A 13,786-nucleotide genomic window follows, 5' to 3' on the forward strand; every position below is an offset into this window, starting at 1 on the left:
TGGCCTCCTGATGCCAGGGCTGACGGACAGGGTGATCAGCCGTGTCGGCGCAGTTCGTGGAAGAAGTCGTCGATGAGGCGGAGGTGCCCGGCCCGGGCCACTTCGTCGTAGACGTACTTGCCGACGGCGAGGTCGAGGACGCCGAGTCCGAACGGCGAGAAGATCACCGGTCGGTCGGTCGGAAGGGTGATCCTTCCTGTCATGACATCGTTGAGGGTGCCGTCCAGGAAGCCGCGGCTGCCGGTGAGCTGCTCGGCCAGGTGGGGAGAGGTGTCGGCTTTCAGACAGTGCTCGACGTCGTCGACGATGTTGGCCGAGCCGAGCAGGATCTCGGGGGCGAGATCGCGCAGGGACACGTGCAGGACCACGGGGTTGTGGGTGAACCAGGCCGGGTCGGTGACGTGGGGTTTGCCCGCGATGGTGGCGAAGACCACCAGGTCGCTGGAGCGGATCAGCTCTTCGGCGCTGTCGTGGACGACGACCTGGCCGGCGCCGCCGGCCTCCCGCAGGTAACCGCAGAATCCGGCGGCGCTGTCGGTGGACACATCGTGCGCACCGATGGTGTCGAACGTCCAGCCGGTGCCGGCCAGGAAGGTGTGGATGTAGCGGGCGATCAGACCCGTGCCGAAGAATCCGATACGGGTGGGGCGGCGCCCGGTGCGGGTGAGCCAGTCCGCTGCCAGCGCCGCGGACGCGGCCGTTCTGGTGGCGCTGATGATGGAGCTTTCCAGACAGGCGAACGGATAGCCGGTGTCGTGGTCGTTGAGGATGAGGACCGCGGAGGCTCGGGGCAGGCCCGCTGTGACGTTCGCGGGAAAGCTGGAAATCCACTTCAGGCCGTCCACGCGTACCGGCCCGCCGAGGGAGGACGGCAGCGCGATGATCCGGTCCTTGGGACGGTCGGCGAAGCGCAGGAAGTACGACGGGGGATTGACCGAGTCCCCGGCGCCGTGCAGCCGGTAGGTGGCCTCGACCAGGTCCACGATCTGTTTCTCACGCCCGTCGAGTGCCTGCTGTACCTGGGCACCTGGGATCACCGCGAAGGTCGGCGCCGGGGCCGGCTGCGAGGCGGTGCTCTGGGTGGCGGTGGATGTCACAGAGGTCATCGCTGACTTGCCTCCGGGGTCGGGCGGCCGTCGGGCAGGCGCTGAGGCTCTGCCATGGCGACCAGTACCTGACGGTCCCCCGTGAAGGCCTCTCTGCTGTGTGCGGTGCGAATGTTGTCGACCAGCATCACGTCACCGGCCTGCCAGGGCTCGCGTCGGGTGTGTTCCTCGTAGGTGGTGTTGAGCGTCTCGACGACGTCCTCGTCGATCGGAGTGCCGTCTCCGAAGCGGGTGTTGAACGGCAGCCCGTCCTCGCCGTAGACGTCCACCAGGTACTCGCGCACCTCCGGGGCGAGCGTCCACTCGTTGAGGAAGGCGATCTGGTTGAACCAGCAGCGCCGGCCGGTGACCGGGTGCCGTACCACCGCGCTGCGGCGCTGCCGCGTGCGCAGGGATCCGTCGGGCTGCCAGTCGAAGTCGATGGCGTGGGCGCGGCAGTAGCTCTCGATGGCCGCGGGGTCGTCGGTGCCGAACGACTCCTCCAGGGACGCCCCGATCTCGTCGTTGTAGGAGCGGGTGAGCAGCCAGCCCTCACGCTCGAACCGCTCACTCAGTGCGGTGGGCAGCGCCTGAAGCACGGCTTCCGCGTCGGCCACCGCGGTCGCCCCGCCTTGGCCGGGTGCGGTGAGACACGCGAAGAGCATCAGGCCGGGAACGTCCAGCGTGTAGCTCAGTTCATGGTGCATGCACATCGGCTGGTTGGCCGGCCAGGTGGTGGAGGAGTACAGACCGGAGCCGTGGCTCTGCCGGGGGGCGAAAGCCTCCCTCTCCGTCATCAACGTTCCGGCCAGCTTCGCGAAGACCGCACCGGCCTCGTCCGGCTCCCGCAGCCCCAGACCACGGACGAGAATCGCTCCGTGCTCGGTGACCTGCGCCCGCAGCGCACGGCGGTGCTCCGTCGCCCAGCCGGACGCCTCAACAGGGGCCTCGACATGCAGGATCGGTGGCTTTCCGGCGGACAGTTCCACCTCGAGCAGTGATGCCGGGGATGAGAACGACATCTCGTTTTCCTTTCGTTGATCACCCAAGGAGACTCAAGGGTGTTCAGGAGGGGGCCGGCGATTCGACGGCGCTCAGTACGGCCTGCGCGGCTTCCAGTACGGCCTGCGCGGCCTCGGCCGGACGGGTGCGCAGGAAGTAGTGGCCACCGTCGGCGAGTTCGCGCAGGTTCACCTGCTCGGCCAGGAGCTGCCAGTCCCGATGGCGTTCGGGGAAATCCCGCGTGCTCGGGTCGTCGGCGGCGACGACCACGGTGACCGGCGCGGAGAGCTTGACCGCCGGCGGGGATTCCAGCGCATCGGCGAAGTAGTGGTGCGCGGACACGCAGTCGTGTCGGTAGGCGGCCCCGACATGCTCGGCGTGCTGTGCGTTGAGCTCGCCGAGCTCCGTGTGGCCGCTGTCGGCGCGCAGCCTCGCGGCGATCTCGGCGCTGCTCCGCCTGGTCAGTTCGGTGATGGCGGCGCGCCGGTCGGCAGCGGTGCCGAGCAGCTGCGCGGCGAGGAACACCCGCGGCACATCCACCCCGTGCTCCAGCAGCCTCCTCGCCGTCTCCACGGCGAACCCGGCTCCCGAGGAGTGGCCCCATAGCATGACCCTGGTCAGGCCACGCCCGGTGATCTCGGCGACGGTCTGCTCCACCACCTGCGTCATCGGCGCGAACGGCTCGCTGTGGGCGGCGAGATCGTGACCGGGCAGGTCGACGGCGTAGACCGCCGGCCCGCTGCCCGCCAGGGCGCTCGCCATCGGCTGGAAGTTGACCGCGTTGCCGCCTGCGTAAGGGAAGCACACCAGGGCGCAATCCGGCGCACCCGCCGATTCCGACAGCGGCTGAAGCAGCTCCGGGCGCTGCGGGGTTGTCCCGTCGAGGAGCGCGGCGAGGTCGGCGAGTTTCGGGTGGCGGGTGATGTCCTTGAGGGACACCGCACGGTCCAGGGCGATGGTGAGCTTCACCGCCGACAGGGAGGTGCCGCCGCGGTCGAAGAAGTGGTCCTGCCGGCCGATCTGGTGCTCGGACATGCCCAGCAGCTCGGCCCAGGCGGCGACCAGTTTGCGCTCGGTCGGGGTGCGCGGGGCGTGCTGGTCATCGCCAGTGACATCGACTTCCGTGCTGGGCGCGGTCTGTTCGGCCAGCGCGGTCAGGGCCTTTCTGTCGATCTTGCCGTTGGCGGTCAGCGGCAGGCTCTGCTGCCAGTGCAGGCCGGACGGGACCATGTAGGCGGGGAGGGTGGCGCCCAGTGCATCACGCAGCGCCGCCGGCTCCTGGGACCGGCCGGTGTAGAAGGCGATCAGGTGCGTGCTCCGGCCGGCCAGCTCGGCGACGACCACCGCGGCGTCCCGTACTCCGGGAACCCGCAGCAGGGTGTTCTCGATCTCGCCGATCTCGATACGGAATCCGCGGATCTTGACCTGGTTGTCCCGGCGGCCGAGGAACTCCAGCTTGCCGTCGGGATGCCAGCGCCCCCAGTCGCCTCCCAGGTAGAGCCGCTCGCCCGGCCGGTACGGATCGTCCAGGTACGCGGCACGGGTTCGTTCGGGATCGTTCACGTATCCCCGGCCCACGCAGACCCCGGAGAAGGCGATCAGCCCGGGGGCGCCCAGCGGCACCAGCGACAGATGCTCATCGACGACGTACACCCGCACGTTGTTGACCGGACGCCCCAGCAGCACGCGTTCCGGCACCGCGTCCATGACCTCGTGGTTGGTGTCGTCCGAAGTCTCGGTCAGCCCATAGGCGTTGACCAGCTTGATCCCCGGCTGAAGGGTGAACCAGCGCTGGACCAGCTCCCGCTTCAGCGCCTCGCCGGTCACCGACACACAGGCCAGGTCCGGCAGTTCGCGGGGATGCTGCTCCAGATAGGAAACCACCACCTCCAGATAGGAGGGCACGACCTGTACCACCGCGACCCGGCCGCGGACCAGCGTGTCGACGAACCGCTCCACGTCCACGATCACGTCCTGCTCGACCAGCAGGGTCCGGCCGTCCACGAGCAACGCGGCCAGCAGCTGCCACAGGGAGATGTCGAAGCACTGCGGGGCCGTCTGCGCCACCACCTGCCCCGGGCCGATCTCCAAGTCGTCGATCTTGGCGTACAGATGATTGAGCATGCCCGCGTGCTCGCACATCGCGCCCTTCGGCTCCCCGGTGGAGCCGGAGGTGAAGTACATGTACGCCAGCTGATCGGGCGTGACCTTCACTCCGACATCGCCGTCGGCGTGCCGTTCCGCATACGCCGTCTCGACCAGCAGCCTCTCGACCTCCGGCAGCGTGTCCAGGGCCCGGTCGAGGGCCTCAGTGCTGCCGGACTCGGTCAGCACCATCCGGCAGCCGGCTCGCGACAGCGTCGCGGCGATACGTCCCGCCGGAAAATGCGGCTCGATCGGCAGGTACACGCCTCCGGCCTTGAACACCGCCAACACCGCGGCCAGCCAGTCGAGATTGCGCTCGGTGACCACGCCGACCACTTGTTCGCGGCCCAGTCCGCGCGCCAGCAGCGCCCTCGCCAGCCGGTTCGCGCGTGCGTTGAGTTCGCCGTACGTCCATGAGTGATCGCCGTGCACAGCGGCCACCGTCTCCGGATGCGCCCGCACGCGCTGCTCGAACAGTTCGTGCGCCCGCCCCTCCGGCAGCTTCCGGTGCGGCCCGGCGAGCCCTTCGAGCTGATGGCGCACTTCATCGGGCGACAGCAGACTCTGCCCCGCATGCCCGGCGTCCACGTCCGCCGCCATCGCACCCAGCGCGGCCAGGTGGTAGCCGCCGATCCGAGCTGCGCCCTCGGCATCGAGCACGTCCGTGCGATACCGCGACAGCACCACCGGTCGCCCGTCCCGATCACACCAGCCCACCCGCAACGCCGTGCCTCCGGCCGGCTCACCCTGGGTTCCCTCAGGATCGAACACGAACTCGTACGACGACTCCGTCGCCCCCAGCTCCCGGCGCAGTTCCTCCACCGGGAAGTCCCGATGGGCCAGCAGTTCCGCCTCGACGCGACCAGCGCTCAGCACCAACTGGCGCCACGATGTGGGTGCGACGGTCAGCCGGCACGGCAGAGGAACGTCTCCCGGCGCGGCGACGTAGCCCGTCACCACCTCCTGCTCACCCGACAGCGCGGCCAGCACCTTGGCATGCGCGGCGAGCAGCACCGCACTCACCGGCACACCCAACTCCACGGCCAGCCCGCGCACCGCCACGAGCACATCGCCCGGCACTGCCGTCTCGTGTGCGGCCACCCCCGCCACCGGCTCCCTAACCCACTGTGGAACGGGGGTGGAACCACCGGCGGCCAGCACACCGCTCCAGAAATCTCGGTCCGCCTGCACGTGCGCTCCCATCGAATGGCCTCTCTCAATCCGCCGACGCCGAGGCGTCGTTCGTCGCGGACGTGCCCACTGCCGCTGCCGAGCCCATACCGAGAGGCTGAGCCCGGGCATCCGGAATCTCCGCGGCGGGGTTCCCGCCCCACCGTGCGTCAGGGGGGACTTCCTCGCCTTTCATGAGGAAGGAATCGGGTGCCAACTCGGCTCTGTCACCCATCGTCACGCCGTAATGCACGTGTGCGTCCACCCCGAGGGTGCAGCCGGCGCCGAGAACGGTGTAATCCGACTTGAAGGTGCCGTCCTCCTGCGAATGGCACTGGATTTTGGTCCCGGAATTGAGCGTGCAGTCATCACCGATGGTGGTGAGCGTCCGCTCGGTCACATAGCAGCCGTCGTCGAATACCCGGCTGCCGATGCGCACGCCCAGCATTCGCCAGATCAAGCTCTTGAAGGGGGTTCCGTTGAACAGGTTGAGGTATTCGTCCGGCACCTTCCAGAGGCGCTCGTGCCACCAGAAATACGGGTCGTAGATGGAGCACAACTGGGGGCGCAATGCCCGGAAGGAAGCGATGCAGCGCTCCACCAGGAGGTAGTAGACGGCGCTGAATCCGAGGGTGAGTGCCAGGAACGCGGCGATCGCCACATGCTCGAGCGCACCGTACAGGGTGAGGGTCGCGAGGCCGAACGCCGTGAGAGCGAAGCTGAGCAGCCACCGCAGGAACAGGAACATGGTCATCGAGCGGAGGTTGTAGCGGTTTTTCGCGGAGAGATGGCGGTGCAGTTCGTCGCCGGTCCTGAGATGGTCGAACCGGGAGTCGCGCTCCACCGACCGGGGAATCTCGAAGGGCGGTGAGCCGAGCAGTCCGATCCCTTCGCGCATCTCACCGTCGAGGGGAACCAGTACCTTCGTCGCGAGCAGGCAGTTGTCACCTGTCCTGGCTCCCGCGGGATAGGCGATGTTGTTGCCCAGGAAGTTGTGCGGACCGATGGATGCCCGGGTCACCAGGAAGGATGTGCTCGAGTAGTCCGCGTTGATGATGGAGAGCCCGTCGGCCACCATCGTTCCCGTGCCGACCGAGGCCAGATACGGAGTCTCGTGCTGCATTTCCGTGCCGAAGTTGGACCCGGTCTGCTCGACCCGGGACAGGTCGTATCCGAGGCGGCGAAGGTAATGGACGATGTAGGAGCTGTCGCCGAGGAGCCAGGCGAAGAACTTCGGGTTCGTCATCCTGGATATCGCCCGGTGCACCGAGTAGTGGAAGCCGTAGAGCGGATAGACCTTGTCGGGTTCGATGACCAGATTCAGCAGGCGTGGAACGGCGAACACGACGACGATGCCCACGACGATGGAGCCGAAGAACAGCAGGGCGGACAGGGCCATCGCGTCGAGGAGGAACGCCCACGACATGAGGCCGGCCGTCTCGCCGCCGAACCACCTGTCGAACGCCGGAACCTCGGTGACGACCATGTACACACCGCCGACCGCCAACGGCATGTACAGGAAGAACAGTTGAAGCAGGGTGACCAGGCCGAACCCGAACCGGCGCGGCGTGCCGCACGGAGCCGGTGCGACCCGCACGTAGTCGGTCTCCGTGGCTTGTGCCGGGGATCCGTGCCGGCGCTCGCCGTCCGGGACCGACTGGCCTCGGTACAAGGCGGACGCGTGGCCCAGCTGAGCTCCGTCGCCCATCGACGTGTCGATGTCGAGGACGGTCTTCTCGCCCACGTACACGTCACGGCCGAGCGTGACCCGTCCGGTCTGGATGCGCCCGGCTTGCGCTCGGTAGCAGAGGAAGAGCGAGTCCTTGCGGATCACCGTACCGGCGCCGATCGTGAGCAGGTCGGTGCAGACGGGGACGGACGGGGAGAGGATCGTGACTCCCTTGCCGATGTGCGCGCCGAGCGCCCTGAGGTACAGCACATACAGCGGATTGCCGACGAAGAAGATCATGGGGTTGGCGTGGATCAGCACCTTGACGAGCCAGAAGCGCAGATAGGCCGGACCCCAGATCGGGAACTCACTGGGTTTCCAGCGTCCGACGAGGATCCACTTGGCCGCGATCGGGAAAACGCAGAGGGCGACGAAGCCGGTGGCGGCGAACAGGACCGATCGCAGATAGATGCCGGCGAGACCTGAGCCCGCGGCGACCCACTCATAACCCTGAGCGGCGACAAGTCCGTTGACGAGGGAATATCCCAGGAAGATCAGCAATTGGGCTGTTCCGCACAGGACATACGTCAGGGTGCTCGCCGTGGTGACCGGTGCCGGCGCCGTCTTGGGCGCGGGTGCCGAGCCGGGAAGCGATGAATCGGCGGGGGCCGGAGAGGCGTCGGCGAGAGCCGCGGCCAGGCTTCGGATCGTGGGGTTCCGGTAGATGTCCTTCATGGACACGGACGGCAGATCCGGCTGCTTCCGTATTCGTGCACAGAATTGAGCCATGACCAGGGAGTTGGCGCCGAGGTCTTCGAAGAAGTTGCTTTCGGCTGCGATGTGTTCGACGGAGACAACGCCGGCGAGTATGTCGGCAAGTCTCCGCTCGGTGTCCGTCGTTGCCGGGCCGGCGCTGTCACGCCCGGCCACCCAGGGTTCGTCCGGCCCGGGTATCAAGATGTCGGCCGACACCTCTTCCATGCGAGCTCCTCGAGCAAAGGTCGAAACCATCGGCCGGCGGTGACCGGTCCGGGGTTCTGGGCAATGGCCGAACCGCCCCATCCGGAGGCCGCGTGACCTTGCGCTTCTGCCTGATCACGAAGCCGTGAGCCTCAGTCTGTGTCCGCCATCGGCGGGTTGCCACTCGAAGACGATCGCGACGACACGCCAGGAGTGCCGAACAGGCCGCCACCTCTGGATTCTCCGCACCACTGGGGGGAGCGGGCAGGTCACTCGAATGGCTGTCGGCTCCCGTACACCAGGCGTCGAGTCGGTTCCGTGCAGGGGGCGTCGACTCGGTTCCGAGCACGACACGTCGCCCCGGTTCAGCAGAACGCCGGCTCGGGCTGTGCCCTCAGTTGTTCCAGCTCTCGTCGTACGGGTCGTGCGGCGCGGGGACCGGCCTGGCCAGGCTGACGTCAAGGAACGGGATGATGCCGCCGTTGACGGGGTCCTTGGTCCGTTCGCTGGTGTAGGTACCGGTGACTTCGAGCCAGGTGTCGGGCTGGAGGACGGGCGGGATCCGCCCGGTCAGGCCGACCTTGACGGGTTGGGCGTCGGCGGCGCAGCAGTTGAGGGCCATGCGCACGAGGTACGGCGTGCCGCTGCGGTCGAGGGCGACGAAACCGGTGATCCTGATCCGCCGGTCGCCGAGGGAGCGGCCCTGGTCGTAGGCCGCACGGCCCGCGTAGTCGACCAGGCTGAGCGGGAGCGGGTCACCGGCCGGGAGGGCGGGGTAGCCGAAGGGCGCCTGCAGAGCGGTACCCGTGCGCATGGCGCTGTACGAACCCAGGGCGGGCGGGGCGACCAGGATCAGGGCGAGGAGGGGGAGGACGAGGAGCCAGGAGACACGCGGTTCACGGTGAGCGTGGCCGTGGCCGTGGCCGTGCTCGTGCCCGCCCCCGCTTCCGTGCTCGTGCCCGGTCCCGTGCTCCCGCGTATCGCTGTGGTCGTCCTCCGGCCCGCTCCCCGGCGTCACCCGTCGCCCCCGCACCTCGTACCACACCGTGGCGACGGCAGTCACGATCAGCACAACACCCGCCCCGAGCAGCAAAGGCCGCAACCCGGCCTTGACGTACCGGAGGTAGACGTCGGTGGCGCCCGCGTGCAGCACCGACGCACCGACCAGGAACAGTACGGCCGCTTGCGCCTGCCGGTTCACAGCAGCACCGCCCCGACCAGGACCGACATGAGGACCGCCAGGGCGAAGGTGGCGGGGGCGAAGCGCAGCGCGAACCCGCGGCCGAACGTGCCGACCTGCATGGCGAACAGCTTCAGGTCGATCACCGGTCCCACGACGAGGAATGTCAGCCGTGCCGTCAGCGAGAACTGGGACAGCGACGCGGCCACGAACCCGTCGGCCTCGGAGCAGATCGACAGCACCACGGCGAGGATCGCCAGGGCGAGGACCGACACCACGGGATGGCCGGCTGCGGCCTGCAGCCAGCTCGCCGGTACGACGGCCTTGAGCGTGGCCGCGGCCATCGCGCCGACCACGAGGAAGCCCCCGGCGTGCATCACGTCGTGGCGTACGGAACCCCAGAACGCCGCCCCCTTGCCGAGGCCTTGGTGCCCCGGGCGGGCCGGCGGGCGCAGCCAGTCGGTGCGGCCTAGGCGTTGCCACAGCCACCCCATCGCACAGGCCACGAGCAGACTCGCCACGAACCGGGCGAGGACCATCTCCGGATCGCCCGGGAACGCCACGGCCGTGGCGGTCAGCACGATCGGGTTGATCGCGGGGGCCGACAGCAGGAACGCCAGCGCCGCCGCGGGGGTGACACCCCGGCGCACCAGCGCCCCGGCCACCGGCACGGAGGCGCACTCGCAGCCGGGCAGGACCGCCCCGGCCATCCCGGCGACCGGCACCGCCAGCGCGGGCCGGTCCGGCAGCGCCCGGGCGAAGAGCGACGGCGGCACGAACACCGCGATGACCGCCGACAGCAGCACGCCGAGGACCAGGAAGGGCAACGCCTGGATCACCACCGCCACGAACACGGTCATCCAGCTCTGCATCACCGGCGCGGACAGCGCCCGGCGGGCCGGCCCCTGCGCCGCGATCACCAGGAGCAGCAGCATGGTCAGGACGAGAGGGGAGTTGAACTGCCAGCCCCGCCATCCCCGCCGGTCGTCCGCGTCGCGGTGGTCCACCGGGGGCGGGGCTGCCTTGGTGATGGTCACGGGTGAGGTTCCTCCGGTCGGGAAGGGCTCGGCGACGTGCGGCCCTCTGCCATGAGTACGCCGCTTGAGGCACAGCTTCTCACCGCGCGCCCCAACCTCTGCGGGCCGGTGGCCACTTCGTCCGCGTCCCGTGCCGGGACGTCCCGCCTGCCTCGCCTGAACACGTCTCGACAGGCAGGCCGACGACGGCGGATGCTCGGGATTCCGTGGACAGCGGATCCACGGCCCCACTTGCATGGCCACGTGTACGGACGGCCCCACCCGTCAGGAGGCACCGTGATCGCCGTTCCCGAACCCGGACTCACTCCACGCGAACTGATCGAGCGGGCCGTCGCGTTGCGACCCGCGCTCCTCGAACGGCAGCCGGAGACCGGGCGGTTGACGCACTATCCGAAGGACACCCACGACGACTTCGTGCGCGCCGGGTTCTACCGGACGCTGCAACCGCGACGGTACGGCGGATACGAGTTCGGCCTGCCGACCTTCTACCGCGTCGTCACCGAGATCGCCCGCGGCTGCCCCTCCACCGGCTGGGCCCTGTCCCCACCGCCGCCCACGTCCTGCAGGTCGCGACCCTCTTCGGCGAGCGGGCGCAGGACGAGATCTTCGGAGACGACGGCGACTTCCGGGCAGCCTCCACCGTCGTACCGATCGGTGTCGCCCGGCCCGACGGCGACGGCCATGTCGTCCTCGACGGGACCTGGCCGTACTCGTCGGGCGCCCCCTTCTCCACGCACTACCTCGGCCAGACACTGCGCGCCCCCGAGAAGCCAGGCGACCCGCCCGGACCCTTCGTGCTGTTCGTCGCGCCGCGCGCGATCTGGACGGTGGTCGACGACTGGCACGGTGTCCTGGGCCTGCGCGGCAGCGGATCCAACAGCATCCGTATCGACCAGGGGCGCATCCCGGCGCACTTCACCCAGGAGGTGAGCCTGCTCGACCTGCCCGTCGAAGGCGGCACACCGGACTCGAAGCTGCACGGCAACGCCCTGTACGCGGGGCGCGCCCCCAGCTTCTTCCACGGGGAGCAGCGCTATTTCCGGGACGCGGCCACGAACTGGACCCATGTCGGCCCGACCATGGCCGAACCGCTGTACCGGCGCGTCGGCCGCGACCGGCTCGGCCTGCCGTCGTGACGACATCCCGCTGCTGCCCTGAGCAGGACGTTCTCCTGCGCGGGACGCGCTGCCGGAGCGGGAAACGCTGCCCTGAATCGTTCTCCCGAGCGGGAAACGCTCTTCCTGGCGAGACACCATGAATGCCGCGGCGCGTGGTGGGTACGCGACGGGGGTTGCGCCCGGGACCGACTGCGGCCCGGGTGGCCCGTCCGCCACTACCCAGGAAATTCGCCATGGACACACCCTCGAACGACCGCGACGCGCCCACGACACCGGCCCAGGAGGCCCTGAACACCCTCGCCGCGCACCCCGGCCACATCAAGCAGGCCGAGGACGGGGCGGCGCTGGCCACGCTGGCCGGCAGCGATGTGCTGGTCCCTGTGCCGAACGACGCCGACGAGGCGGAAGCCACCGACCCCACGGCCGTCGCGCTGCCCGTCCTGGAGCAGCCGGGCGGCGAACAGGTGGTGCCGGTGTTCACCTCGGAACGAGAGCTGGCCGATCTGCTCCCCTCCGTCTCCCGCTACCGCCTGGTGCCTCTCGGCGATCTCGCCACGCAGTGGCCGACCGGCGATCTTTCCCTCACGATCGACGCCGCCTCACCGCACGGCCTGACCCTCAGCTCCGAGGGCGTACGGACGCTGCTCGCCCGGCCGCGGGGCTGATGGCCCCGCTCGGCACGGGGTGACGTACCCGCCCTGCGTGAGCATGGCCGTCTGGATCGGAAACCTCCGGGTGTGACGCGGGGCGCACGTCGCTGCGCTCCGTGTCGCGCCCGCTCCGGGCAGCCGCCCCGGCGGCCGGTGCCCGGCGCCCGGGCGAAGGTCGTCCGGAACCCGGCGAAGGTCGTCCGGAACTGTCCCCTGCCACCGGGCAGTTCGGCGCGTCCTGGCGGGAAGATCCCCGGGAGGGTCCGATACGGAGGGGTGGGGTTCCCTTGAAAGTCGTCCTGCTGGGCACGGCCGCCGGTGGCGGCTTCCCTCAGTGGAACTGCGCCTGCGCGCTGTGCGCGGCCGCCCGTGACGGCAAACTGCCGGCGCGGACGCAGGAATGCGTCGCCGTCAGCGGCAACTCCCGCGACTGGTGGCTGCTCAACGCCTCACCCGACATCCGTACGCAGCTGACCGCCACGCCCGAGCTCGCACCAGGGCCGGGGCCCAGGGACACCCCGGTACGCGGTGTGCTCCTGACCGACGCCGAGGCCGACCACGTCATGGGGCTGACCATCCTGCGCGGCGGCGCCGCACTCAAGGTCTACGCCGCGCCTCCCGTCCTCGCCACGCTGGCCCCGCTGCGCGCGATGCTCGACCGCTACGCCCCGTGGGAGTGGGCGGACAGCCTGACCGAGGGCGGCTTCGTCCTGGCCGGCGGGCTGGTCGTCAGCGCGCACCCCGTCGGCTCCAAGGCCCCGAAGTACGCCGACGGAGCCGCCGCGGACGCCCCCTGGGTGACGGCGTACCGGATCGAGGACCTGGCCACCGGGGGAGTGCTCGTCTACGCGCCCTGTCTGGGCCGTTGGACACCCGAGCTGGACGCCCTGCTCGCCACGGCGACCTGCGCGCTGCTCGACGGCACGTTCTACGCGGCCGACGAGATGGGTACGGCGGTACGGTCGCCCAACGGCCAGGCCGCCATGGGGCACCTCCCCGTCTCAGGCGCGCGCGGCAGCCTGACCGCCCTGGCCCGCCATCTCGGACCGCGCCGGATCTACACCCACCTCAACAACACGAACCCGCTCCTCGACCCGGCCTCGGACGCCCGCGCGCGGGTGACCGCGACGGGGGTCGAAGTCCTGCCGGACGGCTCCCAGTTCGTGGTCTAGCGCGTCGGACTAGCGGCTCAGCATGCGCGCCAGGACGGCGCGCTGCAGGGGAAGCACCTCGGAGTGCAGGTCGCGGCCCTTCTTGGTGAGCGCGACCCATACTCCGCGTCGGTCCTCCTGGCAGACGGTGCGCTCAACCAGGCCGTCCTTCTCCAGCCGGGCGATGAGACGGGACAGGGCGCTCTGGCTGAGATGGACCTGGCTCGCGATGTTCTGCACCCGGCACTGCTCGCCGGGGGCTGTGCCCGTTCCCGTGACCGAGGCGAGGACGTCCAGGACCTCGAAGTCACTCGCTCCCAGGCCATGCGGATGCAGCGCGCGGTCGATCTCGCACATGGTGCGCGCGTGCACCGTGAGGATCTCCCGCCACCGGTCTTCGAGGGGGGATCCGGGCGTCTTCGCTGCCATAAATGAAAGGTAACAGAAATCTGGCCAGTCGTTGAGTGTGCAACTAGTGCAGACGCATTCAGTCGCCCGATCACGCTCGAGGGGGCGCGGCTTGCCGAGACGGCCGGGGCATGTCGGCGCGCGGAGCCGTTCGGCCCCCGAGTCCGGGGCGGTCGACCTCGGCCAGGGGCGCGGAAGCCCGTGCGTGCCG

Annotated in this window: 11 protein-coding genes; 3 read left to right on the top strand and 8 right to left on the bottom strand. The window is 69.6% G+C overall.

The window, feature by feature from the left end; all coding sequences use genetic code 11:
- Positions 1-35: 35 nt before the first annotated feature.
- The 7 genes from sbnB to C4B68_RS43750 all read right to left on the bottom strand — a co-directional run bounded on the left by sbnB (position 36) and on the right by C4B68_RS43750 (position 10,931).
- Positions 36-1,106: a 2,3-diaminopropionate biosynthesis protein SbnB gene (gene sbnB / locus C4B68_RS36525; RefSeq protein ID WP_099502327.1), complete on the bottom strand. Its 1,071-nt coding sequence runs from the start codon at positions 1,104-1,106 to the stop codon at positions 36-38.
- Positions 1,103-2,107 carry a TauD/TfdA family dioxygenase gene (locus tag C4B68_RS36530; RefSeq protein ID WP_099502326.1) on the bottom strand — a complete coding sequence of 335 codons (1,005 nt, stop codon included), beginning with the start codon at positions 2,105-2,107 and terminating at the stop codon, positions 1,103-1,105. The genes sbnB and C4B68_RS36530 overlap by 4 nt, the downstream gene beginning before the upstream one ends.
- Positions 2,108-2,150: 43 nt before the next feature.
- The gene (locus C4B68_RS36535; protein WP_099502325.1) at positions 2,151-5,435 is read right to left on the bottom strand and encodes a non-ribosomal peptide synthetase; all 3,285 of its coding nucleotides are present in this window, start codon (positions 5,433-5,435) and stop codon (positions 2,151-2,153) included.
- Between the two features lie 13 nt (positions 5,436-5,448).
- Positions 5,449-8,052: a Pls/PosA family non-ribosomal peptide synthetase gene (locus C4B68_RS36540; RefSeq protein ID WP_099502324.1), complete on the bottom strand. Its 2,604-nt coding sequence runs from the start codon at positions 8,050-8,052 to the stop codon at positions 5,449-5,451.
- A 373-nt stretch (positions 8,053-8,425) separates the two neighbouring features.
- On the bottom strand, positions 8,426-9,232 hold the full coding sequence (locus C4B68_RS36545; RefSeq protein ID WP_099502323.1) for a TIGR03943 family putative permease subunit: 807 nt from the start codon (positions 9,230-9,232) through the stop codon (positions 8,426-8,428).
- Positions 9,229-10,248: a permease gene (locus tag C4B68_RS36550; protein WP_099502322.1), complete on the bottom strand. Its 1,020-nt coding sequence runs from the start codon at positions 10,246-10,248 to the stop codon at positions 9,229-9,231. Before C4B68_RS36550 ends, C4B68_RS36545 begins: the two co-directional genes overlap by 4 nt.
- A gap of 485 nt (positions 10,249-10,733) precedes the next feature.
- Complete coding sequence (locus tag C4B68_RS43750; RefSeq protein ID WP_240634583.1) at positions 10,734-10,931, bottom strand: hypothetical protein; 198 nt, start codon at positions 10,929-10,931, stop codon at positions 10,734-10,736.
- A gap of 111 nt (positions 10,932-11,042) precedes the next feature.
- Here C4B68_RS43750 and C4B68_RS43755 point away from each other — a divergent pair, with 111 nt between their 5' ends.
- The 3 genes from C4B68_RS43755 to pqqB all read left to right on the top strand — a co-directional run bounded on the left by C4B68_RS43755 (position 11,043) and on the right by pqqB (position 13,188).
- Positions 11,043-11,384: a hypothetical protein gene (locus tag C4B68_RS43755; protein WP_240634584.1), complete on the top strand. Its 342-nt coding sequence runs from the start codon at positions 11,043-11,045 to the stop codon at positions 11,382-11,384.
- Between the two features lie 215 nt (positions 11,385-11,599).
- Positions 11,600-12,031, top strand: coding sequence for an SseB family protein (locus tag C4B68_RS36560; protein ID WP_099502321.1), 432 nt, complete (start codon positions 11,600-11,602; stop codon positions 12,029-12,031).
- Positions 12,032-12,303: 272 nt separating this feature from the next.
- Positions 12,304-13,188, top strand: a complete 885-nt coding sequence (gene pqqB / locus C4B68_RS36565) for a pyrroloquinoline quinone biosynthesis protein PqqB (RefSeq protein ID WP_099502320.1) — start codon at positions 12,304-12,306, stop codon at positions 13,186-13,188.
- A 9-nt stretch (positions 13,189-13,197) separates the two neighbouring features.
- Here pqqB and C4B68_RS36570 read toward each other — a convergent pair whose 3' ends face one another.
- Positions 13,198-13,596, bottom strand: coding sequence for a MarR family winged helix-turn-helix transcriptional regulator (locus C4B68_RS36570; RefSeq protein WP_099502319.1), 399 nt, complete (start codon positions 13,594-13,596; stop codon positions 13,198-13,200).
- Positions 13,597-13,786: the final 190 nt, after the last annotated feature.

Source organism: Streptomyces dengpaensis, assembly GCF_002946835.1.
Lineage (GTDB): Bacteria > Actinomycetota > Actinomycetes > Streptomycetales > Streptomycetaceae > Streptomyces > Streptomyces dengpaensis.

Excerpts from the sequence above, each read along its gene's own strand:
- sbnB (WP_099502327.1), bottom strand. The coding sequence starts at position 1,106 with ATGACCTCTGTGACATCCACCGCCACCCAGAGCACCGCCTCGCAGCCG.
- C4B68_RS36530 (WP_099502326.1), bottom strand. The coding sequence starts at position 2,107 with ATGTCGTTCTCATCCCCGGCATCACTGCTCGAGGTGGAACTGTCCGCC.
- C4B68_RS36535 (WP_099502325.1), bottom strand. The coding sequence starts at position 5,435 with ATGGGAGCGCACGTGCAGGCGGACCGAGATTTCTGGAGCGGTGTGCTG.
- C4B68_RS36540 (WP_099502324.1), bottom strand. The coding sequence starts at position 8,052 with ATGGAAGAGGTGTCGGCCGACATCTTGATACCCGGGCCGGACGAACCC.
- C4B68_RS43750 (WP_240634583.1), bottom strand. The coding sequence starts at position 10,931 with ATGGCCGTCGCCGTCGGGCCGGGCGACACCGATCGGTACGACGGTGGA.
- C4B68_RS36560 (WP_099502321.1), top strand. The coding sequence starts at position 11,600 with ATGGACACACCCTCGAACGACCGCGACGCGCCCACGACACCGGCCCAG.
- C4B68_RS36570 (WP_099502319.1), bottom strand. The coding sequence starts at position 13,596 with ATGGCAGCGAAGACGCCCGGATCCCCCCTCGAAGACCGGTGGCGGGAG.